The organism is Paenibacillus sp. CR_12 (assembly GCF_041953985.1).
In the GTDB taxonomy this organism is placed as follows: Bacteria; Bacillota; Bacilli; order Paenibacillales; family Paenibacillaceae; genus Paenibacillus_AQ; species Paenibacillus_AQ lautus_A.
In genome coordinates this window covers 1-20849 of the sequence record NZ_JAVFHO010000008.1, presented here as the reverse complement: position 1 = coordinate 20849, position 20849 = coordinate 1, and the positions used below count along the sequence as shown (strand labels likewise).

Below are 20849 nucleotides of genomic sequence, written 5' to 3'. Positions count from 1 at the left end.
CATAAAATGGGCGGGACGAATGCCTATGAAGGCGTATACCATAACGAGAAAGCCGTGTTTCTGCGGGCAGGAGCTTATGAAGCGGTCATGCTCCCGGATATCGGCGGTAATTTGATAGCGTTTCGGGACATCGAAAAGGGCTACCGGTTTCTGCATGAGCCGACGCCGGAGGAAATGCCGGCATTCAAAGCAAGGCCGATGATTCACGGCATTCCGGTGTTGTTTCCCCCGAACCGGTATCAAGATGGCGTGTTCCGGTGGAACGGCAAAATTCTTCAGCTTCCGGTCAATGAAGAGGCGACGGGACATCACCTGCATGGATTTCTGTACAACATTCCATGGGAGGTGGACGAATACGGGCATACCGGGCAGGAAGCTTATGTGACCGTGTCCGTCCGCATAGACGAACAGCATCCGATATTCGAACACTTTCCGTTCCGGTTCCGCATTCAGCTTCGCTACGGCTTAAGCGATCAGGGATTGTCTCAGCGGGTATTGATTACCAATATGGGCACGGAAGCCATGCCGTGTTTGCTGGCGTTTCATACATCCGTTAACGCGCCGTTTGCCGAGGGGGGCGACGCCCGGGATTACCGCTTAAAGCTGACCGTCGGGAAGCGATGGGAGCTGGATGGGCGAATGCTCCCCACTGGCTCCCATCAGGAACTGTCCGCGAATGAACTGGCCATGCAAGGCGCAGGCGTTTATCCGTTCTTCGAAAGCATGGACAATCACTATACCGCCGTGCCCCAGAACGGAAGGAACCGGATGGAGCTTACCGATGAGGCCGGGAAGGTCACTCTGGTTTATGACGTGGGCACTTCCTACAAGCAATGGATGATCTGGAACAACCAAGCGACCGAGGGATTCTTTTGCCCTGAGCCGCAGATCAACCTGGTCAATGCTCCCAATATGGATATGCTTTCCGAAGAAATCGGGTGCTTCAGTCTCGAGCCGAACGAAATCTGGGAAGAGACCAGCCGGCTGTACGTCAAGGAAAGCCGGGGCTAAAGCCCAATTAAACATAATAAAAAGGAGTTCGACATGACTCAATTAACACTACCGCGTCCCGAATACCCTCGCCCGCAATGGGTAAGGCCGCAATGGATCAATCTGAACGGTTCATGGCAATTCGAAATCGACCATGGCCGGAGCGGGAAGGAGCGTGGACTCCATGAACCTGGACATGAGCTGTCCGGAACGATCACCGTTCCATTCTGTCCCGAAAGCAAGCTGTCCGGCGTTGAGTATAAGGATTTCATGGCAGCGGTCTGGTATAAGCGTGAGTTCGAGGTCCCCAAGGATTGGAATGGCAGAATTCTGCTTCACTTCGGGGCGGTGGATTATGAAACCGAAGTCTGGGTAAACGGAGTATCCGTAGGAACGCATCGCGGGGGATATACGCCTTTCAGTTTTGATATCACATCGCATGTGAAGCCGGGCGAGAATATCGTTACCGTCTGCGCGGAAGACGATGTCCGTTCCGGACGCCAGCCGCGCGGAAAGCAAAGCGGACGCTTCTATTCGCATGGCTGCGATTACACCCGTACGACGGGGATTTGGCAAACGGTATGGCTGGAGCAAGTGCCGCAGGTTTATATGTCCGACATGAAGCTGGTGGGTGACCCGGATAATGGCTGTGCCCACCTCGAGATTAAAATCGACGGGAACGCAGCAGGCCGTAAACTGACCGCATCCGCCTTGTATGAGGGGAATGCGGTAGGGAATGCAAGTGCTGTCGTATCCGGGCCGTCCGTCAAACTCACCATTCCACTGTCGGAGGTCCATTTGTGGGAAACGGGTCAGGCCAGGCTGTACGATCTGGAATTATCATTGCAAGGAGATGGCCAGGCGAGCGATACTGTCCAATCATATTTCGGCCTCCGAACCGTCATGCTGGACGGCATGGCTTTCCGCATCAACGGCAAATCCGTATTTCAGCGCCTTGTGCTGGACCAAGGCTTCTATCCGGATGGAGTCTATACGGCTCCAAGCGATGAGGATCTCCGCAAAGACATCGAAATTTCCATGGGACTGGGCTTTAACGGCGCCAGGCTTCACGAGAAGATATTCGAACCGCGCTTTCTGTATTGGGCGGACCGGTTAGGGTATCTGGTATGGGGGGAACATGCGAATTGGGGGCTGGACATTACCACTTCCGAGGGATTGTCCCATTTCCTGCCGGAATGGCTCGAAGGCATGGAACGCGATTTCAATCATCCGGCCCTCATCGGCTGGTGCCCGTTCAACGAGACGTGGGACCGGGACGGCGCCAAGCAAAATAACGATGTGCTGCGCATTGTATACGAGGTCACGAAGAAAATGGACCCGACGCGCCCCGTGATTGATACGAGCGGCAACTTCCATGTGGTGACTGATATTTTCGATATCCACGATTATGACCAAAATCCCGAAACGTTCAAGCAGCGATATGAGCCGATGAAGAACGGTGGAGAGGTATACAACAGCTTCCCGAATCGGCAGCAGTATGGCGGCCAGCCTTATTTTATCAGCGAATACGGCGGCATTTGGTGGAATCCGGATCAGAAAGACGAGAAGTCTTGGGGTTACGGCGACAGACCGACATCCGAGGAAGCGTTTCTGGAGCGTTATGCGGGCTTAACGAACGTGCTGCTGGACCATCCCATGATGTTCGGGTTCTGTTATACCCAATTGTACGACGTGGAGCAGGAAGTGAACGGATTGTACACCTATGACAGACGATCGAAATTCGATCCTGAAGTGATCCGACGCATTAACGCCCGCAAAGCCGCGATAGAGGATTAAGCGCCCATTATGACCGGTATCTTGAAGTAGGCTTGTACCATGTTTGGTGTATGATTGCACATTATCCGAAAGGAACGTGACGAAAGGATGAAGGTGAATTACCGGAATAAATTATTGCTCACGATATGCGCATTTCTTATTCTTCCGATGGGTCAGGCGACGCATGCGGCCACGCTTCAGAACAACTTTTACAACGTGGTCATGCAGGATGGAGCGGATCCTTGGGTGTATAAACACACGGACGGCTTTTACTACTTCACGAAAACGACCGGCGGCAACGTGACGATATGGAAGTCCGCCCAACTTACCACGGTGGACGCGGCTCCGACGAGGGTCGTGGAAACGGGCTGCTGCGGGATCTGGGCTCCCGAATTGCATTACATCAATGGCGCCTGGTACATCTACTATGCCAAGGATGACGGGGATAACGTCAACCACCGCATGTATGTCATGGAGAACACGTCGGCGGACCCGACGCAGGGAACCTGGCAGTACAAAGGCCAGATAACGGACCCGACAAACAAATGGGCGATTGACGGCACGGTGCTGCAGGTTAACGGTCAGCTGTATTTTATCTGGTCCGGCTGGGAAGGGGACACCAATGTGCGGCAGAATCTGTACATCGCCCATATGAGCAACCCTTGGACGATTGATTCAAGCCGCGTCGAAATTGCGAGGCCTACGCACAGCTGGGAAACGAATCATTCCCCGCATGTAAACGAAGGACCCCAGGTGATTGTACGCGGCGGCGTCATCAGCCTGGTGTACTCGGCAAGCGGAAGCTGGACCAATGATTATTGCCTCGGCCTGATCACGGCAAGCACAACCAGCGATTTGCTGAATCCGGCTTCATGGACCAAGCGCAGCCAGCCTATATTCAAGTCCGGCAACGGGCTGTACGGCCCGGGCCACCATTCGTTTACCAAGTCACCCGACGGAACGGAAGACTGGATGCTATACCATGTCGCTAAATATAACAACGCGGGATGGAACCGTGAGGTCCGAGCGCAGAAATTCACATGGCACGCCGACCATACGCCGAACCTCGGCGTGCCGGCGAATCCGAATGCTCCGATAGCGCTGCCTTCCGGCGAAGCGGCGCACACCCGATATGAAGGCGAGGAGGGAACGTTCGGCGGCGTCGCCTATGCATCCCAAAGCCCTAACGGCTCGGGAGGCATGAAAGCAGGGCATATCGATACGCCGGAGAGTTACGTGGAATTTTCGGTGCATGCCCCGTCCGCAGGCGACTACATTTTGCTGGCCCGCACGGCGAACGGAACGGCCGGAGGGAATTGGTCCCATCTTATGCTCAGCGTGAATGCCGGAACGGCCGACAAATTCCATATTACGAATAAAGGGTGGGAGAACTGGGGCTTGTCCACGGCGCGGGTTCAGTTAAAGGCCGGCGTGAACACGATACGTTTTTCAAAAGGCGAAGGATACGGAGAAATCGACTTCTTCGACATCAAGCCGGCGAATTAGGACGCAGCGGATGGCTTAGTCAACCGAAAAATGAAGTGCTGCAAGCTCGATCATGGATGGCTTCCGGTTCTCCCGGAAGCCATTTCTGGCTAGGAAGGGACTGGTGTTCTTCGCCGCATCCAGGCTTATAAACTATGGCAAGATGCAGGGGGATCGCGGATGTAAGCCCTTGCAAGCATGATTGTTTTTCATTTCATTAAGAGATAAGATGAAAGGTAATGAATATGTTTAAAGGAGAGCGGATTTGTGCTGGAACTTGGTTTTAACGACCCGGAAAGACTGGTCACGGTAGCTCATGCCTTGTCAACGCGTTCTCGGGTGGATATTCTGAGGCTCTTGAATTCCAAGAACCTGAATATCATCGAAATCGCCGAGAAACTCAAACTTCCCGTTTCGACGGTGGCGAGCAACATCAAAGTGCTGGAAGCGGCCGAGTTAATCAATACGGAATTGCTTCCGGCTTCGCGCGGGGCCATGAAGGTGTGCAGCCGGAATTATGATGATATCCATATTGCGTTGAATTTGAAGAATTCGGTTCCTAAAGGAGTCACGCATGTCTATGAAGTCGATATGCCGATCGGCCATTACAGCGATTGCGAAGTGGCGCCTACCTGCGGAATGGCCAATGCGGACGGGTACATCATCAAGGAAGACGAGCCGGCGAGCTTTTACCATCCCAAGCATGTGAATGCCCAGATCATCTGGCTTCGCAAGGGATACCTGGAATACTTGATGCCGATGGATATTCCGGCCGGAGCACGAATCGAATCGCTGGAACTGTCCATGGAGATGTGCTCCGAGGCCCCCAATTATGATCATAACTGGCCTTCGAATATTTCGGTGTGGGTCAATGGCGTGGAGATCGGCATGTGGACAAGCCCCGGCGATTTCGGGGATCGCCGCGGCAAGCTGAACCCGAACTGGTGGTACGATTGGGCAACGCAATACGGGTTTCTGAAAATATGGCGCGTGGATGATGAGAAAACGACGCTGGATATGGAGAAGATATCGAGCGTTACTTTGGATCAGCTGAATATTGCTGCAAGCCCCAAACTGCGGCTGCGCATCGGCATCAAGCCCGATGCCGTGAATCAGGGAGGGCTGAATCTGTTCGGCCGCCAGTTTGGCGATCACGAACAGAATATCATCATGCAGGTGAAATATACGATGGATCAGGATGAGGAAGAGCTTTAACGGGGATTTTCGTTTTTCTGATAAGACATACCGTGGTGGCAGTGCAGTGATTTTTTCTGCGCTGTCACTTTTTTTGTTTAGGGACAGCAGGGGCGTTGTGTACTGCCGATCCCCGACTCTGATGGTAGGAGGTTTATTTTTCGAGCCTATTCTTCTCCCGGTTTACATTCCGTTTAAGTAGGGGTGTTACGATCCAAACATCATCTGTTAAGCGAATAGGAGGAGTCATAATGGAGCATGCAAAGAGAAGGAACATGGAATACAGCCCTGGCGACTTGGCTGTCGAGGCTTACGGGCTGGTCAAAACGTTCGGGGATAACCGCGCCGTGGACGGCGTGGATTTGAACGTGCGCACCGGTACGATTTATGGCGTGTTGGGACCGAACGGCGCAGGCAAGACGACGACCATCCGAATGCTGGCCACCTTGCTAAAGCCGGATGCGGGTTCGGCCCGAATCTTCGGGCACGATGTGCTGACGGAATCGCAGATTGTCCGTCAGTTGATCGGGGTCACCGGCCAGTACGCCTCGGTGGATGAATCGCTCAGCGCTACGGAGAATCTGATCATTTTCTCCCGCTTGTTGGGGCTGGGACGCACGGAGGCACGGCAAAAGGCGGGTGAGCTGCTTGAGGAATTCGGGTTGTCGGAAGCCGCCAAACGGCCGCTCAAACATTTCTCCGGCGGCATGCGGAGAAGGTTGGATCTGGCGGCAAGCCTCATTGCCCAGCCGCCGCTCATCTTCCTGGATGAACCGACGACGGGGCTGGATCCAAGGACGCGTTCCCAGATGTGGGATACGATCCGCCGATTGGTGAAGACCGGCTCAACGGTGCTGCTGACCACGCAGTATCTGGAGGAGGCGGACCAACTGGCAGACCGGATCGCCGTTATTGATTACGGGCGGGTCGTGGCCGAGGGGACGGCGGATGAACTGAAGATGTCGGTAGGGACTTCCTCGCTGCACTTGACCGTCCAGGATGCAGTGGAAATGGGCCGCGCCCGCCACACCGTGGAACAGGTGCTAGGCGTTCATGCCAACATATCGCCGGAAGCCGGAAAGATAACGGCGCCGATGGCTAATGCGGGTCTTGTTACAGACCTGTTGATCGAGCTGCGCACGGCAGGCATCGGCTTGTCCGAGATGAGCGTGCAGAAGCCGACCCTGGATGAGGTGTTCCTGACGATCACCGGCCACGGCGTGAAGGAAGACGATGCCCCATCGTCTAATGAATCCAACGATAGAGAGGTGACAAGAGTATGAGCAGCACGATCATGAAATCGGGGACGGAACGCCGGCTTAAAAACCGCACGAGTTTCGGTCAGACGGTACGCAACTCGTTGACGATGGCCTACCGGGGTCTGCTGAAGCTCCGGCGCACGCCCGAGCAGCTGTTTGACGTTACGTTCCAGCCCATTATTTTCACGCTGATGTTCACCTATATTTTTGGCGGCGCCATCTCCGGCGACGTGGCCAGTTATTTGCCTGTCATCATTCCCGGCATCCTCGTTCAAACCGTGATTACGACCTCTGTCGTCACGGGCGTGCAGCTGCGCGAGGATATGGATAAAGGCGTATTCGACCGATTCAAGTCGCTGCCGATTGCGCGAATTGCTCCGCTTGCAGGCGCCCTGCTGGCAGATACCGTTCGTTATACCATTGCAACGGTGCTTACCTTTTCGATGGGATACGTCATGGGTTACCGCCCGGGCGGGGGCCTGGGTTACGTTGCTCTTGCCGCGCTGATCGTCATTGTATGCTCATGGGCCATCAGCTGGATATTCGCGTTCTTCGGCGTGATTGCAAGATCCGCCTCCGGCGTGCAGGGGATATCGATGATCGTGCTGTTTCCGCTCACGTTTCTCTCCAACGCCTTCGTGCCGGTAGATACGATGCCGGGCTGGCTGCAGTGGTTCGTGAACATCAACCCGATATCGCATCTGGTGACGGCTGTCCGGGATCTGACGAACTCCGGAACCGTGGGCTGGGATCTGACGATATCCTTGGTCGGCGCCGCGATCATCGTGGCGATCTTTGCTCCGATCACGGTTCGTGCATATATGCGCCGCACCTAATATTCTGGGGACACCTCCGGCGGTATTCACCCATGCTGCCGGGGTAAGCGGGACGTCCGTCCAAAACGGAGTTGACATCGATTTATTAATTCACTATACTGTCTGTAATCTTATAAGCGACATACGTTGAAAGAGCCCAGTAGCAGCTTGGTCCCTGTTATAGAAAGCCGGGGGGCGATGGAACCCGGTACATACCAACGCAGCGAATTACACTCTGGAGTATCTCGGGTAATGCCGAGCGGAAACGGCGAACGATACCTCGTCTAATGAGCGGCATGAATGGCGCGCGGCAAGCGTTGCAGACCATTCGTGCAATCTGGGTGGTAACACGGTTATGAATCGTCCCTATGTCTGTAACAGACAAGGGGCGATTTTTTGTTTTTTCAACAGATGGGCGTTTCGTTATAAGGAAAAATTATGTATTGAAGGAGTGTTAACGCTGTGAATATTATCGACGAACTGGAATGGCGCGATGCGATCAACCAACAGACGGATGCCGAAGGCCTCCGGGAGCTTACGAATGAAAAGTCGATTTCGCTGTACTGCGGCGTGGATCCTACGGGCGACAGCATGCATATCGGTCACCTGATTCCCTTCATCATGCTCAAACGCTTCCAGCTTGCCGGCCATCGTCCGGTCATTCTGATCGGGGGCGCGACCGGCACCATCGGGGATCCAAGCGGACGTCAAACCGAGCGCTCCCTCCAGACGCTGGAGCAGGTTCAAGCTAACGTGGACGCGCTCACCGGACAAATGAAAAAGCTCTTCGTGACGGAGGGCGACAATCAAATCCGCATGGTCAACAACTACGACTGGACGCATAAGATCAACATTATCGAATTCCTGCGCGATTACGGGAAGAACTTCAGCATTAACTCGATGCTGGCGAAGGACGTGGTTGCGAGCCGGCTTGACAGCGGGATTTCGTTTACGGAATTCTCATACCAAATCCTGCAGTCGGTCGATTACCTGCATCTGTACCAGCATGAGGACGTGCAGCTGCAAATCGGCGGATCGGACCAATGGGGCAACATTACAAGCGGACTGGATTTGATCCGGAAGAAGGAAGGACCCGAAGCCAAAGCCTTCGGCCTGACCATACCGCTCATGCTGAAGGCCGACGGAACGAAGTTCGGCAAAACGGCCGGCGGCGCGATCTGGCTTGACCCGAACAAAACGACGCCGTTCGAGTTCTACCAGTTCTGGGCGAACACCGACGACCGCGACGTCGTCAAATACTTGAAATACTTCACCTTCCTGACCAAGGAGCAAATTGACGAGCTGGCCGAAAAGGTGCAGAGCGAGCCGCATAAACGCGAAGCGCAAAAAACGCTGGCCGAGGAAATGACGAGATTCGTGCACGGCGAGGAGATGCTGGAGCAGGCCAAGCGCATCACGGCGGCTCTGTTCAGCGGCGATATTAAATCGCTCACGGCCGATGAGATCGAGCAGGGCTTCAAGGAGATGCCGACGTTCGAAGCAACGCCGGAAACGAAGAATATCGTGGACTGGCTCGTGGATCTGGGCATCGAGCCTTCCAAGCGGCAAGCGCGCGAGGATATCACCAAAGGCGCGATCTCGATGAACGGCGAACGCGTAAGCGATTTGGGCCACGAGGTGACAGCCGACCAGGCGATTGGCGGCCGGTTTATCATCATTCGCAAGGGCAAGAAAAACTACAGTTTGGTGAAAATGTCCTAGAAGGGTAACCATCAGGGAAAAGGGTCTCCCCGGACGAACGCACCCGCAAAAGCCGCTAAACACTTTTCATGTGCTTAGCGGCTTTCGTATGATTCAGGTTAGCCAGAATCTTCTGGTTGGCCTTTATAAAAAAACATTTACTATATGCGGTCCGGTCTGTCTTCGAGAGGGTACGTCGATCGTCGTTTTTCTTTTATTTGAAAGTTTCTCTCTTTTAATAGGATAATATCTGTAGCGTTAAAGGAGGTAGATGATATCATGAACATTCAACTGCAGACCGAGCTGTGCGAACGGTTTGGCATCCGCTATCCGCTTATATTGGCTGGAATGGCCGGGGGGCCGACAACCGTTGAGCTGGTCGCAGCCGTATCCAACGCAGGCGGGATCGGTACGCTGGGTGCGGCTTACATGGAGCCGGCCGCCATTCGCCATAGCATCCAGGAAATCCGCAAGCGGACGGATCAACCTTTTGCCGTCAACCTTTTTGCGTCCCGGGCCTCGGATCGCCAGGAGCGAATCGAAGATGTTCAACAGGAGTTAAACCGGATGCGCGGCGACCTTGGCATTCCCCATGCGGGGTCGGAACACGTAACAACGCCCGATTGGTTTGAGCAGCAATTCGCGGTTCTGCTCGAAGAGAAGGTGCCCGTTATCAGCACGGCATTCGGTATTCCGGATGAGCCCCTTATGCGGCAAGCGAAAGAAGCTAAACTGCTTGTGGTTGCGATGGCAACCACGGTGCGCGAAGCTATCCTGGCCGAGCAAGCAGGCTGCGACGCCGTCGTTGCCCAAGGCAGCGAAGCAGGGGGGCATCGGGGCACGTTTGATATTTCGGAGCACCCGATGGGGGCCCAAATCGGAACGTTTGCTTTGGTGCCGCAGATCGTGGACCGGGTCAAGATTCCCGTCATTGCCGCCGGGGGCGTCATGGATGGACGCGGACTTGTGGCCTCGCTTGTTCTTGGCGCCCAAGCAGTTCAGATGGGGACGCGGTTTCTGACGGCGGCCGAATCGGGTGCGCATGAGGTTTACCAGCAAGCGCTGCTTCGCAGCACGGAAGAGAGCACGGTCATTACCAAAGCGTTCTCGGGGCGGCCGGCGAGAGGCATCCGAAATGCTTTCATTAAGCAATGGGATGCAAGCGGCATAGAGCCGCTGCCTTTCCCTACGCAGAATACGGTGACCCGCGACATACGAAATGCCGCCAATCGCCAAAGCAATCCGGAATATATGTCCTTATGGGCAGGGCAAGGCACAAGAGGGCTCACTTCGGGCCAATCCGCAGCAGATATCGTAGCCGAGACGATCCAAGAAGCGCTGTTGATTTGTCCATATCGCAACTCCGACGATGAGAGCTGAGAGAGGTTATGCGTCTAAACTTAGGAAATTCATTTATGCAGCATGCCGCCTAAGGAAGAACCTTTGGGTGGCCTGCCAGCCTTTTATCAGAAATCGTAAGTATTTCCGCCAAACTTGAAGGATGGCTTGATCATCATATAAAACCTTCTCACTAATTTCGACATTCAACCGTTCAGTCGGAATCGCTGCATTGCGTTGTTCTCTCTTAACGCCTATCACCTCGCCTTTGAATCGGACTCCTGTTAAAGCGCTCTAATTATAAAATCTTTCATCGTATGCGCAACCCTTCCAATCATGCTTCCGGTTCGACTGCAGCGAGCGGAGGTAGCGCACAAGAGGGAAAACCCTGCATCCGTCGAACACTTAAACATAATAAACGATAAGTTGAAAACTGCTGCAATGACGGCATAACGGGGGTTATGATGTCCACGACGATTTTGTCCACGAAATTATATATTCCTTCTCCACGGTCCCAGGCTGTCCTTCGTCCCAGACTGATCGAACGTTTGAACGAGGGGCTGCGTCTGCACCGGAAGCTGACCACGATTTCCGCCTCTGCCGGGAGCGGCAAAACCACGCTGCTCAGCCAATGGATCGGGGGCTGTCCGCAGCCCGTTGCCTGGCTGTCCTTGGAAAAGGAGGACCGTGAGCCATCCAGATTTTTCGCTTACCTCTTGGCTGCCCTGCAAACCATCGGGGTTGATATCGAAGAGAGGATGGTGAGCACACTCCACGCCCCGTCTCCGCATCCTCTGCCAATCGAAGCCATCGTTATGGCCATGCTGAATCAAATCACGGCCAAACCGGACCGTGTCATCCTTGTGCTTGATGATTACCACGTGCTTGATTCCAAACCGATAGACCGCGCCCTTGGCTTTCTCATTGAGCACATGCCGCCGCAGATGCATGTGGTTATTGCCAGCCGCAAGGATCCCGATCTGCCCTTGGCCCGGCTCCGTGCAAGGAACCTGCTGACGGAAGTGCGGACACCGGATTTGCGGTTCACCTCCATTGAAACCTCCGAATTCATGCGGCATGTGATGGGGCTGGACCTGTCAGGGGAGGATGCAGCGCTTATTGCATCCCGTACGGAAGGCTGGATCGCCGGCCTGCAGTTAGCGGCGCTGTCCTTGCAGGGCCATCCAGACGCTGCTGGCTTTATTCGATCCTTCAGCGGCAGTCACCACTACGTGCTGGACTATTTGATTGAAGAAGTGCTGCAGCAGCAGCCTGAGAGCGTGCAGGATTTTTTGCTGCGCACTTCCATTCTCGACCGGCTCAGCGGTTCCCTGTGCGAATACGTTTTGCAGAGGGAAGACGGTGATTCCCCGATGGCCGCCGTTTCCGGACAAGAAACCCTGGAGTACCTGGAGCGTGCCAATCTGTTCATCGTTCCGCTAGATAACGAGAGGCGCTGGTACCGGTATCATCACTTGTTCTCGGATGCATTGCGGCAACGCCTATCCCGAAAAAGCAAGGATGCCGAAGACGGGAAGAGGATCGTGGAGGAACTGCATCGGCGTGCCAGCGACTGGCATGATCGTCATGATTTTTGGCTGGAGGCTTTCCAGCATGCGGCTGCTGCCCAGGACATGGATCGCGCCGCGCGTCTGATTGAAGGGGAGGGGATGCCCCTGGTCTTCCGTGGAGCGATCCACCCCGTGCTCGATTGGCTGGATTCCCTGCCGAAGGCAGAATTGGACGCAAGGCCGGCGCTTTGTGTCATGCATGCCTCCGCTCTCCTGATGGTCGGCCAAATGAACCGCGTCGAACGCAAGCTTCAAGCTGCCGAGGTTCATTTGCCAGCCGAGGAGAACGGCAATACCCGGGATCTCATAGGACATATTGCCTCCATACGTGCGACGCTTGCCGTCAGCAAGCATCAGCCGGAAGTCATCATGACGGAGTCGCGACGGGCCTTGGAATATTTAAGTCCGCATAATCTGCCTGTCCGCACGGCCGCGATGTGGACGCTGGGATACGCTTACCAGCTCCAGGGCAATCGTGCCGCGGCAGGCCGGGCCTATGAGGAGGCCGTTGCCATCAGTCAGAAGATCGGACATTTTATGATCGCCATGATGGCAACGCTCGGACTCGGACTTCTTCAGGAAGCGGATAATCAATTATATGCAGCAGCCGTGACCTATCGACGCGTTCTGGAATTGGCGGGTGACCCTCCGCCGCCGGCAGCATGCGAAGCGCATTTGGGCCTGGCCCGAATCTGCCGTGAGTGGAATGACCTTGATGCCGCTGAACGGCATGGGCTGAAGGCCCTTCAATTAGCCGCGCAGTTTGATCAAACCGACAGAGCCGTGGCTTGCGAGGTGTTTCTCGCGAGGCTGAAGCTATCGCGAGGAGAAGTGAGGGAAGCAGCCGCCATGTTAGCTAAAGCGGATCGCCTCGGGCGTCAGCAGCAGTTCATGAGTCAGCTACCCTTCATTGCCGAAGCGCAGGTGCTTGTCCTGCTTCAACAAGGAGATTTCAGTGAAGCTTCCCAGTTGGCGCAGGAGCATGGACTCCCTCTCAGCCAGGCTAGAGTTTTGTTGGCTAAAGGGCAGGCGGGGGCTGCTCTGGCGATCATGGAACCCCTGCTGGCGCAGATGGAAGCTAAGGAATGGGCCGACGAGCAGCTTAAGGTCATGGTCGTGCTGGCCCTGGCTCTGCATGCCCAGGGTGATAGGCTGAAAGCTGGCCGGATCGCCGCAAAGGCTGTGGCGAAGGCCGAGCCCGGCGGTTTTATCCGGTTATTCATCGATGAAGGGCCGCCGATGCAGGAGCTGCTCAGAGCAGCATCTGCCAGCCAACCGATACGAGATGCAACCGGAACCCAACCGATGCATGACTATCTGGAGAAGCTGCTGCATGCTTTTGAGATGGAAGGACTGGAAAGCGCGGGCAAGTCCTCTCCAAGCCAGCTTCAGCTTGCAGAGTCTCTGATCGAGCCCCTAAGCCGACGGGAATTGGAGGTGCTGCGTCTCATTGCCCAAGGACTTTCCAATCGTCAGATCAGCGAAAAGCTTTTTGTTGCGCTTAGTACCGTCAAAGGGCATAACCGGATCATATTCGATAAACTTCAGGCTACCCGCCGTACCGAAGCTGTTGCGCGTGCGCGCGAGCTGGGCTTGCTGTAGGTGACAGCCCGGTTTGAATACCGTATTTTATTCGAAAACCATACTAAAGTATCTATATCCCGGTGCGTCTCGGCAGATATACTGATTGCAAAAGCAGGTTTGGAGGAAACCCATGAAAGCAATGGTATGCACCGCATACGGACCACCGGAGGTGTTACAGCTCCAGGAGGTAGCGAAGCCTATTCCTAAGGATCACGAAGTTCGGATCAAAATTTATGCCACTACCGTCAATTCGGGGGATTGCCGCGTGCGGGGATTTCGCAGTCCTCTATTGTATAAAATTCCCATGCGATTGGTGCTGGGTCTGAGGAAGCCGAGACAACCGATTCTCGGGGTGGAGCTGGCGGGGGAAGTGGAAGCGATAGGCCAGGATGTTACAAGGTTCAAGATCGGCGATCAGGTTCTGGCATTCAGGGGAATGCGATTTGGCACGTATGCGCAGTACATCTGCATGCACGAAGACGGGATGATCGTAATGAAGCCGGAGCACGTGACTTATGACGATGCGGCCGCGATCTTTTTCGGAGGGACGACGGCCCTGCATTTTTTTAGAAAAGCGAACATCCGGCAGGGGCACAAGGTTCTGATCTATGGTGCATCCGGTGCGGTGGGGAATTTAGCCGTACAGCTTGCCAAACATGCGGGAACCGTGGTTACCGGCGTTTGCAGCACCGTGAATGTAGAGCTTGTGAAGTCGCTCGGAGCCGATCAAGTCGTGGATTATACCCAAGAGGATATTTCGAAAAGCGGGGATCGGTACGACATCATTCTGGACGCGGTCGGCAAACTGCCGAAATCCCGTTGCAAGCATTTGCTTGCCGCGGGCGGGAGTTATGTAACGGTAGAAGGGCAGGGAGTAGCCAAGGTGCTGATGGAGGATTTGCGACGGCTTACGGATCTGCTTGGGGAAGGGAAGATCAAACCGGTCATCGATAGAAGGTATGCATTGGAGCAAATCGCCGAGGCACACCGATACGCGGATACGGGGCGTAAGAGGGGCAGTGTTGTCATCACGGTGGGGCATGATCATTGTGGAAAGAAAAGTTGACTTCGCGATGCGCATGAAGTATGACAGCCGATGAAACGTCGTTATTCACGGTGCGCATGAGAGGACAGCAGATGAAGCAGGGACCGTCGTCGTTCACGATGCGCATGAGTGTGACAGCAGATGAAGCAGGGCATCATCTTTCCGTTACATCTAGTCGACAGCCATCCAAGCATGCCACTGACCACGTACCGTGGGCGTGGGAGTAGTGTGCACGATGTACAAAATCAGGCCGATCCTGCAGCGGGTCGGCTTTTCTCATTGGGAGCGCTGGACAACGTCAGAGCGCAGCAGCAGGAAGAATATCTCCAAACCTTCTAAGGAAGTGAGATATAATAGAACAAACGGCAAACGAAGGAATTCCAAGGGAAGGACGGCTGCACACGATGTCCAAAGCGGATAATATGCTGGCAATTCTTTGGCTGCTGAAATCGCGCAAAAGAATTTCGGCAAAACAGCTATCGGAGGAACTGGGCGTTCACATCCGAACGATTTACCGGAATATCGATGCCCTATGCATTTCGGGAGTGCCTGTCATTTCGGAGATGGGACGCGACGGAGGGTACTCCATTCCGGATCATATCAAGCTGGAGCCCTTGTTTTTTGATGCCGATGAGCAAAAAGCGCTTCTTCATGCAGCAGCATTCGCACGGGAAGCGGGGTATCCATCCGAAGAGCCGCTGAATCGGGCCATATCCAAAATCAAACGATATACGAATCCGGAGCAGTTGAAGCGTTTGGAGCAACAGGAGAACAGCATCGAGGCCATCCATCCGCCTGCAGCTTCCGGGCTTACCTCCATACTGCATGAGATCGAAGCCGGGATCGACCGGCAAACCAGTCTCGAGCTCGATTACACAACAGGCTATGATGGCGTTAAGCAGACACGGACCTTAGATCCTTATGGGCTCGTTCACTGGAAGAGCAAATGGTATGCGGTTGGCTATTGCCATCTGCGCGGTGAAATTCGCTCCTTCCGTGTCGACCGCATGGGCCAGATTCGGCCTACCGACGTCGTGTTTAACCGCCCGGCGACATTTTCCCCGCGTGAATTTTTATTGGACAGCCTGTTGACGGAGCAAGGCTCCGAATCCAATCCCCATTTGGTTTCCGTGCATATCCAAGGCATCCCCCAAGCTTTGGACGATTTATGCGGGCATTGGCTGCTCGGCCACGCGCTCGTCGAACGTACGGCGGAGGAGGCGGTGTTTAGACTGGATGAGTCTACGTTGTATACGCAAGTTGCCTACTATCTTCTATCCTTCGGCGGTAAGATTCGCATCGTCGGGCCCGAGGAGCTGAAATCAGGTTTGGCCGATATTGCCGAGTCGTTATTCAAATATTATCAAAGCTGATGATAAACACTGACCTTCTTTGTCAGTGTTTGTGTTATATAATGAACTCCATCAGATCGTATCAGGAGGAGAGCGCGCGATGGTTGGCTCCATTTTTAAACAAGAAGTGATAAAGGCAACGGAACGTTCGTGGGAAGCATGGGTCGTAGCCCTTGGGCAGGAAGTGGACCCACTCTGGTCCCATGAGCAGATCAGAAACCACATTGTCGAGCAGCATCAGGTATCCGGGGAGTGGGGCGAATGGATCGCCACGATGTACGAACAGCTGATGGGCCGGGTGCCTGTCGGCGTTACGAAAGATGCCGGGGTTCAGATCGGGGTCAGGAAAACGATGGCCGTGACGAAGGAGAGCCTGTGGGATTTCCTCACGTCTCCAGAGGGCCTGTCATTATGGATCGGAGCTGTTCCTTCTCTGGAGCTGAGGGTCGGGCAGGAATATGAGTCGAAGGAAGGCGTGTCCGGCAAAATTACGGTGGTCGTCCCTTACCATAAGCTGCGCCTGACCTGGAAACGTAAGGAGTGGGACAACCCGTCCCGGCTGCAAATTTATGTGCTGTCCACGAAAACGGGAAACACGACCATCGCGATCCATCAGGAGATGTTGGATGACGTTTATGTGCGAGAGATCATGAGGCGTTTTTGGGATGAGACGCTGATTGAGATCCAGCATCAGGTGAAGGGCAGAAGTAGTGAGGTTTGATGACTGAGGTTCCGCTATTTTTGTAGGTACGGGCTCGCGTTTGTGACCGTTGCAACTTGATGAGGACCGAGGTTCCGCTATTTGGTCTTAAATGGCGAGTTTTGGGTTATATGAGGACACCAGATCCGCTATTGCTTAGAAAATGGCTGATAATCATGGTGTTTAGAGTAAATAGCGGATCCTGTGTCCGGAAGTTCGGATAAAGTGGCTGTTTTTTTCGAAATAACGGATCTGGTGTCCACTTAGTGCAACTAATATTCATTTCTCTGGTCTGTAATATCTGCATGAACTACAAGAACTTCAAGAACTTCAAGAACTGAAGAACTGCAATATCCGCAAGAACTCCAAAACTGTTGCATTCCCCCATCATCACTACCATTTACTAGCGGAGTTTGTAGGTCCGGGCTTGTTTGTGACTGTTGCAACTTGATGAGGACCAAGGTTCCGCTATTTGGTCTTAAATGGCGAGTTTTGGGTTATATGAGGACACCAGATCCGCTATTGCTTAGAAAATGGCTGTTAATCATGTTGTTTAGAGTAAATAGCGGATCCTGTGTCCATAAATTCGGATCAAGTGGTTGTTTTTTTCGAAATAACGGATCTGGTGTCCACTTAGTGGAACTAGTATCCTCTCTTGGATTTCTGCAATATCGCCGGTACCCAATTCACAAGCTCCCTCCTTGCTGTCTTCTTATTCTCACTTGGAAGAACGCATGTCTCCCTTCTTCTTCCAAGAACTGTTGTATGCTCCCGTCATTACTACCATTTACAAGCGGAGTTTATAGGTCCGGGCTCGCTGTTCTCCGCTTGCGATGTCCAAAATCTGCAGCTCGACCAATTTATGCAATAAGCGTCGCGTATGCCGATCACTCACCCTAAGATGATTAGCGAGTTCTAAAGGGGTTATCGGGCGCAGAAGTCGCCGGGCAAATCGCACAGCTTCAGCCTCCAGCCAGCTTAATGATGCAGGTACATCGGTTGCAACGAATCTGCCGACGAAGGATAGAATGAGCTGCTGGCACTGCTTTGGCTCTTCGACGATGGAGGGATAGGCTATAGGAAGGAATGTCCAGCCATCTAGTGCCAATAAACAATGACGGCGGCATAAATCCTTAAACCTTCTGACGTCCAGATCGCGGGCATGCGGCCCGTACCCTTGTATTTCGATGCCTCCTCTAGCATCGCCGGGCATATAGGCAAGGTCCAAATAACGATAACCATTGCTGAAATCGCGTACTTCCCATTCCGGATGCAAGTCATTGAAATGACCGATCGCTGGAAACCATACGGAACGCAGAAACTCCACGGTGCCATGGCCTAGGCCTTTATTAAGGATTTCGAGCCTGCGGGGATTCTTTTCATTGAGGATATTCGTGTGTATCCAGAGCTCATATTGTTGATCGAACCGTGACATGATCAGTTCCCCTCCTCAGTATTAGACAGAATGCGATTTTCTAGAAAATAAAAAAGCCGCCCCATACAATGCAACCCCAATCCTTCATTGGGGCACTTTGCATAGAAGCGGCGTGTTCTTCACGTCCTTATGTTGGGTAGTATAACTTGTGTTTTGCGGGTTTAGCAATAGGTATTGTTCTCATGATTGAATGGATACCGATATTCGGATCCTAATTACATCAGTCTATATCGACCATGAAAAAATGCCCCTGATGAGAAGCCGATGCAATGCTGCCTAAATCATGGGGCTTTTTTATTGGTTTCACTATAAGCCTCCAAGCAGACATCAGATGAAACTCGTTTCTTTCGGTACCTCTGGTACGAGCTCATTGGTATAAGAGGTGAGGTGAAGTATCCAACCAACACTAGCAATTGAAAACCCAAATAACTTTGAGATATTCACCGAATTAGGCTCTGAGCGACAATTATCTTTCGTCACCGATTATCTGATCTTGTCTGGGAAGCTTCATGAAGTATCCCAACCAGCACAAGCGATTAAAAACTCAATGACTGCGACATTTTCGCTCCACAAGGCATGATAGACACTGAGGAGACACGGAACGAAAGTCTATTTAATATGACGTCATATATGATGAAAATAACTATTTTTTTAATATATATTGTGTATTATATATTTATGGTGTACATTAATTACAACCGATTCATATTTAACATGCTTAATTGGAGGTGAATCGAACCCAAAGAGAAGAAGCGGAAATGGAGGTTCGGTCTGTAGGTAAGCAGGAAGCACATGGCTGGGAAGTTCTGAACACAAATCTGATACCAAGAGAGGATGAGTGAAGCATGAACCATTCCGTTAAAAAGGTGAATATGGGTGTCATCCTATGCAGACATTGCAACGCTCTAATCGATACGGTGGATACGAATCGAATCGCGACCTTTTATGGCGTATGCAATCAACCGGAATGCCGGCAGCAGCGCAGCGCTACGAATGCGTCGATACGTGATGTAACAGAAGAAGAGTAAATGGACAGGAACCGGCTATTATTCTCAAGTGAACGCGCCACTTTTATGTGGTGCGTTTTTGTGTTATGCGAATACGCCGAGGATCCACCCGGCTTGGCAAAAAAGAGCTTGTAGTGCGCTTGACTTGATTTGGCTGCTTCCGGGTTAACCGTGTTGATCATCTGCGCCGGGGATGAATTGGCACGGTCTGCCCGATGAAAAGTGGCCCTTAAGGATGCTTATCCATCATGCTAAGATGGAACTGCAATTCCAATTTCCGACAGGACCAGGGCCCCTTCATGTCTTTCACTCTTGAAGGGTTCCATTCATTTTATATCTAACGAACAGGAGGTTGTCAGTTTATATGAACATATTTGTTGCAGGCTCTACGGGAGTCATCGGCCAGCAGCTGCTTCCCAAGCTGGTGCAACCCGGTCATGAGGTTACAGGCATGACCCGCAATAATCAGGGTAAAGGGTTGATCGAATCCTGGGGAGCAAGAGGGATCGTTGCGGATGCTTTTGACCGCGAAGGAATGATCGCCGCAATCGGGGAGAGCCGGCCGGATGTCATTATCCATCAGCTTACTTCGTTAAGCCAATGGAATCTGGAGGACAATGCCAGGATTCGGATAGAGGGAACGCGTCATTTGGTGGAAGCCGCCCAAATCCATGGCGTTAAGCGAATGATTGCCCAGAGCATTGCTTGGGCGTACGAGCCGGGAGAGCATCCCGCCACCGAAGACGCCCCCCTGGATGTCCAAGCGCCTGCACCTCGCAAGTCGACGATAGACGGTATCGTATCGCTGGAGCATGCCGTTGCCCAAATGCCGAGCCACGTCATTCTAAGGTACGGAATGTTCTACGGACCCGGCACGTGGTACGACGCCAACGGAATCATGGCGGAAAAAGTACGAAGTCGAGCTCTGCCGGCAACGGATGGCGTTCAGTCCTTTCTCCATGTCGAGGATGCGGCGCTTGCCGCTCTGCTGGCATTGGACTGGCCGTCAGGCCCGGTCAACATCGTTGACGATGAGCCTGCTGCGGGAACGGCATGGCTGCCGGTGTATGCCGATGCGCTGCAAGCACCAGCTCCAGCCTATCAAGCAGGGAGCAAGCGCGGCGAGCGCGGCGCATCCAACGCCAAAGCCCGGAAGGAGTATGGCTGGCAGCCGCTCCATCCCACGTGGCGAACCGGACTAGCGCAATCGCTGAGGTGAAAAAGCTTAACTGTCCGCCGCCAGGCTAGCGTTTAGGAGTCGATACGCTCGGAGTATGCTATTCCCCTTTCTCGCGTTCATTTTTCTGCGTGAACAACTCCCTGATGTAATAGGTTTTTGTACATCGTGCGCACTGCTCCCTGTGCGCACGATGCGTGGTTCGGGGCATGCTTGTATGGCTGGTCGGCCATATGCCTTTCATGAAGGATCGCTATTTTCGGTAATATGCGTTTCCGTCGAATATTGCGTATTCATATACGTTAATGGATCTCGCCTTTCTTGTGGTGATAGATCCCGAAGATAAGAGAGCTCCTTGTTGATATGGGAATGAAAAGAAAGCTATAGTTAATAGAGGAAATTCATGGCCATGAGAAAACA

General features: G+C 53.2%; 15 protein-coding genes and 1 other annotated feature. Of the genes, 14 read left to right on the top strand and 1 reads right to left on the bottom strand.

Annotation, left to right across the window (positions count from 1 at the left end; translation table 11 throughout):
• The first annotated feature begins 6 nt into the window (after window positions 1–6).
• The 12 genes from RB297_RS23905 (at window position 7) to RB297_RS23850 (ending at window position 16831) form a co-directional block, all read left to right on the top strand.
• Window positions 7–1011, top strand: coding sequence for an aldose 1-epimerase (locus RB297_RS23905; protein WP_375121631.1), 1005 nt, complete (start codon window positions 7–9; stop codon window positions 1009–1011).
• Between the two features lie 33 nt (window positions 1012–1044).
• Complete coding sequence (locus RB297_RS23900; RefSeq protein WP_375121630.1) at window positions 1045–2787, top strand: glycoside hydrolase family 2 protein; 1743 nt, start codon at window positions 1045–1047, stop codon at window positions 2785–2787.
• Between the two features lie 87 nt (window positions 2788–2874).
• Complete coding sequence (locus RB297_RS23895; protein WP_192570924.1) at window positions 2875–4272, top strand: family 43 glycosylhydrolase; 1398 nt, start codon at window positions 2875–2877, stop codon at window positions 4270–4272.
• Window positions 4273–4518: 246 nt separating this feature from the next.
• Window positions 4519–5466, top strand: a complete 948-nt coding sequence (locus RB297_RS23890) for an ArsR/SmtB family transcription factor (protein ID WP_096776185.1) — start codon at window positions 4519–4521, stop codon at window positions 5464–5466.
• A 230-nt stretch (window positions 5467–5696) separates the two neighbouring features.
• On the top strand, window positions 5697–6728 hold the full coding sequence (tetA(58), locus tag RB297_RS23885) for a tetracycline efflux ABC transporter Tet(58) subunit A (RefSeq protein WP_375121628.1): 1032 nt from the start codon (window positions 5697–5699) through the stop codon (window positions 6726–6728).
• On the top strand, window positions 6725–7540 hold the full coding sequence (gene tetB(58), locus RB297_RS23880; RefSeq protein ID WP_009591880.1) for a tetracycline efflux ABC transporter Tet(58) subunit B: 816 nt from the start codon (window positions 6725–6727) through the stop codon (window positions 7538–7540). The genes tetA(58) and tetB(58) overlap by 4 nt, the downstream gene beginning before the upstream one ends.
• Before the next feature lie 117 nt (window positions 7541–7657).
• Window positions 7658–7890 (top strand) — a binding site (T-box leader).
• A gap of 91 nt (window positions 7891–7981) precedes the next feature.
• On the top strand, window positions 7982–9241 hold the full coding sequence (gene tyrS / locus RB297_RS23875; RefSeq protein WP_009591882.1) for a tyrosine--tRNA ligase: 1260 nt from the start codon (window positions 7982–7984) through the stop codon (window positions 9239–9241).
• Between the two features lie 258 nt (window positions 9242–9499).
• Complete coding sequence (locus tag RB297_RS23870; protein WP_375121626.1) at window positions 9500–10600, top strand: NAD(P)H-dependent flavin oxidoreductase; 1101 nt, start codon at window positions 9500–9502, stop codon at window positions 10598–10600.
• A gap of 422 nt (window positions 10601–11022) precedes the next feature.
• Entirely contained in the window at window positions 11023–13731 is a 2709-nt protein-coding gene (locus RB297_RS23865) for a winged helix-turn-helix domain-containing protein (RefSeq protein ID WP_375121761.1), read from the top strand.
• 112 nt (window positions 13732–13843) lie between these two features.
• Window positions 13844–14779: an NAD(P)-dependent alcohol dehydrogenase gene (locus RB297_RS23860; protein ID WP_096776178.1), complete on the top strand. Its 936-nt coding sequence runs from the start codon at window positions 13844–13846 to the stop codon at window positions 14777–14779.
• Between the two features lie 383 nt (window positions 14780–15162).
• Entirely contained in the window at window positions 15163–16131 is a 969-nt protein-coding gene (locus RB297_RS23855) for a helix-turn-helix transcriptional regulator (protein WP_375121625.1), read from the top strand.
• A 79-nt stretch (window positions 16132–16210) separates the two neighbouring features.
• Window positions 16211–16831 (top strand): SRPBCC family protein, encoded by a 621-nt coding sequence (locus RB297_RS23850; RefSeq protein WP_375121624.1) that lies wholly within the window; start codon window positions 16211–16213, stop codon window positions 16829–16831.
• Window positions 16832–17597: 766 nt separating this feature from the next.
• Here the strand turns inward: RB297_RS23850 and RB297_RS23845 are convergent.
• Window positions 17598–18245, bottom strand: a complete 648-nt coding sequence (locus RB297_RS23845; protein WP_375121623.1) for a transcriptional regulator — start codon at window positions 18243–18245, stop codon at window positions 17598–17600.
• A gap of 845 nt (window positions 18246–19090) precedes the next feature.
• Between RB297_RS23845 and RB297_RS23840 the strand changes: the two genes are divergently transcribed.
• Entirely contained in the window at window positions 19091–19273 is a 183-nt protein-coding gene (locus RB297_RS23840; protein ID WP_009591018.1) for a GapA-binding peptide SR1P, read from the top strand.
• Window positions 19274–19616: 343 nt separating this feature from the next.
• Complete coding sequence (locus RB297_RS23835; RefSeq protein WP_375121622.1) at window positions 19617–20471, top strand: NAD-dependent epimerase/dehydratase family protein; 855 nt, start codon at window positions 19617–19619, stop codon at window positions 20469–20471.
• Window positions 20472–20849 lie beyond the last annotated feature (378 nt).